Raw genomic sequence first — 7804 nt, 5'->3', positions numbered from 1 at the left:
TTTTATTTATATGCTTGAATTAGAACTTCTGACGGAATATGAAGTTTTTCATTCAGTTTTCTAATCATTTCTAATGATAACTTTCTCTTTCTATTTAAAATTTCACTCGCTCTACTTTTCAAACCTATTATTTCAGCCAAATCATTTTGCGAATAATTAAGTTGTTCCATTCTAAATTTAATTGCTTCAATTGGATCTGGAAGTTCAATTGGAAAATTTTCAGATTCGTATTTTTCTATTAAAATGCCTAAAATTTCTAATTCATCTCCTTCATTAGATCCAGGAATTGCATCAAAAATCACTTCAAGTCTATTTAAAGCTTGAAGATAGTCTTGTTCTGTTTTTATAGGTTTTAATCTCATTATCTTAAATTTTATTTGCGTCTATTTTATCATATTCAGCGTGAGTCCCTATAAATCGAATCCACATCATTTGATAATTAAAATTAATTTTTACAATTAACCTATAATTATTTCCTTTTATGTTAAAACAAACTCTATTTTCCTCTAAAATACTTGCACTTGGATATTCATTTTTCAATTCGTTCAAACTTTTCCAAGTTCCTTTTTCAGCTTCTTGATACCACGATTTTAATTGCTGTTCGCAATCAGAATGTTTTTCCCAAAATTCTCGTAATATTTTTCTAGCTATGACTCTCAATTATTTTATTTTGATAAAGTTATAAATTATTTCCCGAAATGGGAAATTTATGTTTATAATTACGAAAACTGTTTTAAAAATATATCAAAAAAAACGCCCAAACTTTTAGTTTGGGCGTTTTTTATTATAAGAAATTTAAATCTTAACGTAAAGCTCTGTCACGGTTATCTACCACATCAGCAGCTTGAATCAATGATTGTAACAATGTTTGTTGGAAACGTCCTTGTAATTGACGGTTTAAATTATCCAAAATCATTGAACCTTTTTGATTCTTTTGAATTTGTTGATTTGAAGGAATAATGTAGAAAACTCCAGCATTACCTGCAATCGCTTTAGAAGATTGATTTGGTTTTACACCAAACGCAGCTCCTACAACTTTAGGCTCTAAACCAATTCCAGTTAAATTAGAATTAGAGAAGTTAACCGTAGCATTTCCTTTTTTCGCTCCAAATTTAGAAGCAAAAGCATTCAATCCACCATTCGCAACTTGCTCGTCAACCAATTTAGCAACTTTTTCGTGCATCAAAACTGGCTCTACATATTGACGAACAACACTTGGATGCGCCAAACCTTTGTCAAATTTTTCAACTAAATGAACAACGATGTAATCTCCTGTAGAAGATGTAAACAAGTTTGTTGCCCCTTTATCTGTTTTCTTGCCAAAAGCCCATTTTAAGATATCTCCGTCCTGATCGTTTGGAATATCTTGACCAATCGCAGCATAACGCTCAATACCTTCTGTTGTATTATTTAAATAACCACCTTTTTTCGCAGTATTTTTGAAATCATTCAATGATTTTCCTTCAACATTCTGAACATATGTTCTTGCATTTGTAAATGCTTTTTCTGTTGTCGCTTTAGAAGGCTCAATTGTTTTTACAATGTTTGCAACTTGATAAGCTGTTTTGTTTTTCGCATCATCAACTTTGATGATATGGAACCCAAATTGAGATTCTACCAAATCAACTGTTCCAACTGGTTTTGTAAAAATAAATCCATTGTAAGTTTGATCTAATTGATTGTTTTTTCCAACCCAACCAATGCTTCCTTTTTGTACAGCAGATGATTTATCATCAGATTTTGTTGAAGCTACTTCACCAAAAGAAGCTGGATTAGCTTTTACTTCAGCTAAAATTTGCTCAGCTAATTTTTTTGCTTCGTCTTTTGTACGTTTTACTCCGTTTCCAGCAGCACTTCCTGTATAAGAAACTAAGATGTGACTAGATTTTACAGAATCTTTTACTTCTTTCGATTTCGAAAGTTTGTATAATTGGTATGTATTTCCAATTTTGAAAGGTCCACCAATTTGTCCAACTGTAGCAGTTTTCAAGAAGTTTGTAGCTTCTGGTCCTAATTGAGCTTGTTCCAATTCTGCTTTTGTAAAATAATTTGGAATAAATGGTTTCTCAGAATTTTGAGTCACATAAACCGAATCACTTTTTGCAGAACCAAATGCTGCAATTGTATCTGTAACATTGTTTACTTCGTCATGAACAATTTGAGTTGACAGATACTTTTTGATGTTTGCTAAAGCAACAGCGTCATCAGCAGTCGAAGCTCCAGCAGGGAAATAAGTGTAACTTAATTTTACTAAACCTTCTGCTTTGAACAATTTTGGATATTTCGCTTCGTAAGCAGAAATTTCTTCGTCTGTTACTTTTACATTTAATTTTTTAGCCAAAGTTGCATAATCAACAAATGCATACTGAATATTTGCATTCGAAATATTGTATCCTTGTTGAATATCCGCTTCTTTACCTGTAACCGCTGTACCAGCCATTACATAACCAAAATATTTTTGAGATAAAATCTGTAATTTTATTTGTTCAGCAGTTTGCAACCAACCTCTATATTGTTGTTGCGCTTCTGGGCTTGATGCCGCATTCGCTTCTAATTGAGCAATCTGTTGTTGTGCTTCTGCACCAGATGCCATTCCGAAGTTTTGAGCTGTATAGCTCCAAAATTCATCATCAGAAACTTTTAAACCTAATTTTTCAGCATGTTGTTTCAACACTTTCTGACTAACTAAGCTGTTCCAAGTTTGTTGAGCAATTTGATTTGGAGTTGCAGTTTGACCTTGATTTTCGTACATCTTTTGTGTTTGATCGTACGCACTCTGATATTCTGCAATACCAATAGGTTCTCCGTTCACTGTACCAACTACAGACGGATCTCCAGTAAATAATTGTTTTATTTTTGAATTCTCTCCGAATAAATCTCCTGCAACGAAAGCTAACATTGCAACTCCGATTACCACGAAGATCAGCCAAGTTTTTTTACGAATTTCTCCTAAAACTGCCATTGTTTTATTTTAATGTTATTTCTATAATAGGTGGCGAAAATACGACAATACATTGAATAATAAAATAGAAGAAGCGACAAGTATGCGCTTTTTTGTTAATTTTTTTAACGCTCTTTAGAATTTTTGATTATCATCAACATACTTAAATCCTTGATTATTGAATAAAGTATAGGTTTCTAAATCGTCAGTAGCTTGCAAACCGTTTTTCGCTGTTAACGAATCGCCTTCCTTGCTAATTAAGTAAACTTCTTTCGATGTATAAACTGTTTTATTTTTCTTATTCCAAAATAATTGCTCGCTTTTCAACGAATCACCTTTCTCATTTACGATAATTACATTTCCTCTACATTCGTAGATTCCTGTTACATCACTTAATCTTCCCCAATCTGCCTGAAAATAACCTGGTTTCACACTTCCTTTTTGATAAAAGTCAAGGTTTAAACCTTTTCTAAAAATCGTGTAAGGAGAATCTACGGTTGTATATTCTTCGATTAATGGTGAACGCAAATTACCCGAAATTCTTCCAGAATCTTTGTTGATAATATTTGCATTGATAAGTGTGCGTGTTGGGAATTCTACCTTCTTTTTACTGATAGGAGGAAGTTCTTTTTTACAAGAAAAAAGCAAAACGAAAACGCTAATCAGACCAAATACAATACTCGGTTTAATTAAAACTTTTTCGTTTGCTTTTTTATACAATTTTTGTTTGTCCAAAATTAGTCAATAACTCTTTTTCTAAACCAAATATCGTTAATATCAAATCCAACTTTAACTCCTAAATAATTTTCTTTGATTAAGTTGTTTGTTGTTTTTCCTTTTTGTCCGTACTCTAACGAAATATTCATCATAGAGCCATCATTTTGTTTTCCAATTGGCAAACCAATACCTACAGTTGCTCCATAAGAGTCTACATCAGTTCCATATATAGAATATTGCGCTGATTGATAATATAATCCTCCGCGGTATGTTACACGATCAAAATAGCTTTTATAACTATTGAAATCAGGCACCCAATATCCTCCAAGTGCTAATCGTATGTTATTCTTATATTTTGTATTAAGAGCAGCTGTATTATTGTTTAGAAATGGTTGTTTAAAATCAGACCAAGTATTATACTTTGCCTCTAAAGCCAAAGACCAACTATTATCTTTAGAATAAGATGTAGCTAAAGCAAAAGTTTGAGGCAGCTTTGTTTTTGCATTACTATTTCTAGCAATTGAAATAGTATCTAAAGAAGACTGAGTAGTTCCTACATATGTATATGTAGTAGTTAAATCAGTATAATCTGTTCTAAGATTAGTTCCTACTGTATAAGTTGCTCCAATATTAAGATTATGAACTTTACCTATTTTTTTTGCATACATAGAACCTAAAGTAAATTGAGCACCTCTATAATTAGATTTATTACTATAATCTACTGCTAAACTAGCTCCATCTATAGCTAATACCTCATGACGAGTCAACTCTCCAAATAAATAATTAACACGTAAACCTAAAGAAAAGCCTTTTGCTAAGTTTCTAGAGTAAAAAGCATGAATACTATTAAGACCTCCATTACCTTTTAATTGAACAGCTTGTTTTATATTATTTTTCTCAGAAGTATTCATAATATCATATCCCAACGCTGTGTAAGGTTGAAAACCAACTCCGAAACTTCCTTTTTCACCAACTGGAAAAGCCAATGAAATATTAGAAACATTGAAACGACCTGCATTTTCTTTATCTGTTCCAGATTTGAAATTATAATTAGTTCCACTTCCACTTGCATTGAAAGTTGTCATACGCAAGTTTTGGTTTGCTGCAGGATTCGAAAAATTCGCACTTTGTCCAAAAGGATTCGTAGGAACCGTTGAGATACCGCCCATACCAGCTTGTTCAGTATTATTATCAAACAATTGCTCCCCTACTCCGTATGCCGAATAAGGTGAAACTGATATTGACTGAGCTTTTATTGTTACCACGCTAAATAGTGATAAACTACAAATAATCCACTTCATTATGAATGTATAATAGAATTCTAAGACGCAAATATGATGATTTGTTGCGAATTGTAAAAATTAGATTGCAAAAATGAGTTGTTAAATCTCTATTAAAATATTAAAACCACTCATTTTTTGCAAAGATAAAAATATTTTAAAATTTATTTCTCGGTAAATGAACAAGATAGCTTTTTCGTCTAAAAAATATTTTAAATAATGTTTGGTAGAACGGATTTTCGCTCTATATTTGCATCACAATTAAGGCGGTGCCTTAGCTCAGTTGGTAGAGCAAAGGACTGAAAATCCTTGTGTCCCTGGTTCGATTCCTGGAGGCACCACTGCTTAAAACCTCAATCAAATGATTGAGGTTTTTTTTGTTTTAGTATTTCAAATGTTAATAATATCTTAAAAAAATATTTTCAATTAAAAAAAGCCGATGTAGAAATACATCGGCTTTTACTTTTTATGTTGAAATAATTATTACGCTTGTTGCGCTTTAATTAAATTTAATGCTGAACCAGCTTTGAACCATTCAATTTGTTGTGTATTGTATGTATGATTTGCTACAACTAAATCTTTAGATCCATCTGCATGAACAAACTCGATTGTTAAAGGTTTTTCTGGCGCAAATTCCGTTAAATCAATAAAGTTGATTGTATCATCTTCTTGTACTTTATCATAATCTGCTTTGTCAGCAAATGTCAACGCTAACATTCCTTGCTTTTTAAGATTTGTTTCGTGGATACGTGCAAAAGAACGTACTAAAACTGCAACAGCTCCTAAATGACGTGGTTGCATCGCCGCATGCTCACGAGAAGAACCTTCTCCATAGTTTTCGTCACCAACAATTACAGAAGGTACACCTGCCGCTTTATATGCACGTGCAGTATCTGGAACTGGTCCGTATTCTCCTGTTAATTGATTTTTAACTGAATTTGTTTCTTGGTTGAATGCATTTACGGCACCAATCAATGTATTATTCGAAATATTATCTAAGTGTCCACGGAAACGTAACCAAGGTCCAGCCATAGAAATATGGTCAGTTGTACATTTACCAAATGCTTTGATTAATAATTTAGCTCCAGTAATATTTTCACCATTCCAAGGTTTGAAACCTTCTAATAATTGTAAACGCTCAGAATTTGGATTTACGATCACTTCTACACGAGAACCATCTTCTACAGGTGCTTGATATCCATTATCTTCATAAGCATAACCTTTTGTTGGTAATTCCTCTCCTTTTGGAGCATCTAACATTACTTCTTCACCAAATTTATTGATTAATTTATCTGTTAATGGATTAAAATCTAAACGTCCAGAAATTGCAATCGCCGCAACCATTTCAGGCGATGTTACGAAAGCATATGTATTTGGATTTCCGTCCGCACGTTTTTTGAAATTACGGTTGAATGAATGAACGATTGTATTTTTTTCTTCTTTATCCGCACCTTCACGATCCCATTGACCAATACAAGGTCCACAAGCATTTGTAAAGATAACCGCATCTAAATCCTCGAAAGTTTTTAATAAACCATCACGATCCGCAGTATAACGAACTACCTCAGAACCAGGATTAATTCCAAAAGATGATTTCACTTCTAAACCTTTATCTAAAGCTTGTTGCGCAATCGAAGCTGCACGTGTTAAATCTTCGTAAGAAGAGTTTGTACAAGACCCTATTAATCCCCATTCTACATCTAAAGGCCAACCATTAGCTGCAGCAGTTTCTTTCATTTTAGAAACTGGTGTCATTAAATCTGGCGTAAAAGGACCATTCAAACGAGGCTCTAATTCAGATAAGTTAATTTCAATTAATTGATCATAGAAGTTTTCTGGATTTGCATAAACTTCATCATCAGAACGTAAATAAGATTTGTGAGCATTTGCAGCATCAGCAACATCATTACGATCAGTCGCTCTTAAATATCTTTCTGAAGCATCATCATAAGCGAAGATTGAAGTTGTTGCTCCAATTTCTGCACCCATATTACAAATTGTTCCTTTACCTGTTGCAGATAAAGACTCTGCTCCTTCTCCAAAATACTCTACAATTGCTCCTGTTCCACCTTTTACAGTTAAACGTCCAGCAACTTCTAAAATAACGTCTTTTGGAGCAGCCCAACCAGATAATTTACCCGTTAATTTAACTCCGATTAATTTTGGCATTTTTAATTCCCAAGCCATTCCAGACATTACATCAACAGCATCAGCACCACCAACACCAATTGCTACCATTCCTAATCCACCTGCATTTGGCGTGTGAGAATCGGTACCAATCATCATTCCTCCTGGAAATGCATAGTTTTCTAAAACTACTTGGTGAATAATTCCTGCTCCTGGTTTCCAGAATCCAATTCCATATTTATTCGAAACTGATTCTAAGAAATTAAATACTTCTGAAGATTTATTGATTGCCTCTTGTAGATCGGTTTTTGCACCAACTTTAGCTTGAATCAAGTGATCACAGTGAACCGTAGAAGGAACAGCCGTTTTGGTTTTTCCAGCTTGCATAAATTGCAACAAAGCCATTTGAGCAGTTGCATCTTGCATTGCTACACGATCTGGCGCAAAATCTACATAAGATTCTCCTCTTGTATACGCTTGTGTAGGTTTTCCGTCAAACAAGTGAGCATATAAAATTTTCTCTGAATAAGTCAAAGGGCGACCTACGATGGCTTTCGCAGCATCTACACGTTCTTGCATTTTTGCATAAACGCCTTTAATCATATTTATATCAAATGCCATAATAATTGATTTATTTAATTGGTTTTAATTTATCAAAAAACATACCCCAATATACTGAATTATTTGTAAACTACTAACTCTTTACCGTGCTAATAATCTTATTTAAAACAATTCTAAC

At 33.2% G+C, this 7804-nt stretch carries 6 protein-coding genes and 1 tRNA gene; 1 reads left to right on the top strand and 6 read right to left on the bottom strand.

Going from position 1 to position 7804, the window contains the following annotated elements:
- Positions 1-2 precede the first annotated feature (2 nt).
- The 5 genes from N5D03_RS02980 to N5D03_RS02960 form a co-directional block, all read right to left on the bottom strand.
- Positions 3-362 carry a helix-turn-helix domain-containing protein gene (locus N5D03_RS02980; protein ID WP_125349912.1) on the bottom strand — a complete coding sequence of 120 codons (360 nt, stop codon included), beginning with the start codon at positions 360-362 and terminating at the stop codon, positions 3-5.
- Positions 363-366: 4 nt separating this feature from the next.
- Complete coding sequence (locus N5D03_RS02975) at positions 367-660, bottom strand: type II toxin-antitoxin system HigB family toxin (protein ID WP_219034263.1); 294 nt, start codon at positions 658-660, stop codon at positions 367-369.
- A 142-nt stretch (positions 661-802) separates the two neighbouring features.
- The gene (locus N5D03_RS02970; protein ID WP_280050902.1) at positions 803-2962 is read right to left on the bottom strand and encodes a SurA N-terminal domain-containing protein; all 2160 of its coding nucleotides are present in this window, start codon (positions 2960-2962) and stop codon (positions 803-805) included.
- 114 nt (positions 2963-3076) lie between these two features.
- Positions 3077-3661, bottom strand: a complete 585-nt coding sequence (gene lptC, locus N5D03_RS02965; protein WP_257468087.1) for an LPS export ABC transporter periplasmic protein LptC — start codon at positions 3659-3661, stop codon at positions 3077-3079.
- Between the two features lie 17 nt (positions 3662-3678).
- The gene (locus tag N5D03_RS02960; protein ID WP_280050901.1) at positions 3679-4959 is read right to left on the bottom strand and encodes an aromatic hydrocarbon degradation protein; all 1281 of its coding nucleotides are present in this window, start codon (positions 4957-4959) and stop codon (positions 3679-3681) included.
- 247 nt (positions 4960-5206) lie between these two features.
- On the opposite strand from N5D03_RS02960, the gene N5D03_RS02955 reads away from it, so the two are divergent.
- Positions 5207-5279, top strand: a tRNA-Phe gene (locus N5D03_RS02955).
- A gap of 142 nt (positions 5280-5421) precedes the next feature.
- Here N5D03_RS02955 and N5D03_RS02950 read toward each other — a convergent pair.
- Positions 5422-7686: an aconitate hydratase gene (locus N5D03_RS02950; protein WP_125349916.1), complete on the bottom strand. Its 2265-nt coding sequence runs from the start codon at positions 7684-7686 to the stop codon at positions 5422-5424.
- Between the last annotated feature and the right edge of the window lie 118 nt (positions 7687-7804).

Origin of the sequence: Empedobacter sp. GD03861 (assembly GCF_029840885.1) — a bacterium.
GTDB classification, from domain to species: Bacteria; Bacteroidota; Bacteroidia; order Flavobacteriales; family Weeksellaceae; genus Empedobacter; species Empedobacter falsenii_B.
Note: the sequence above shows the minus strand (reverse complement) of the source record. Positions and strands in the feature narration are given on the sequence as shown.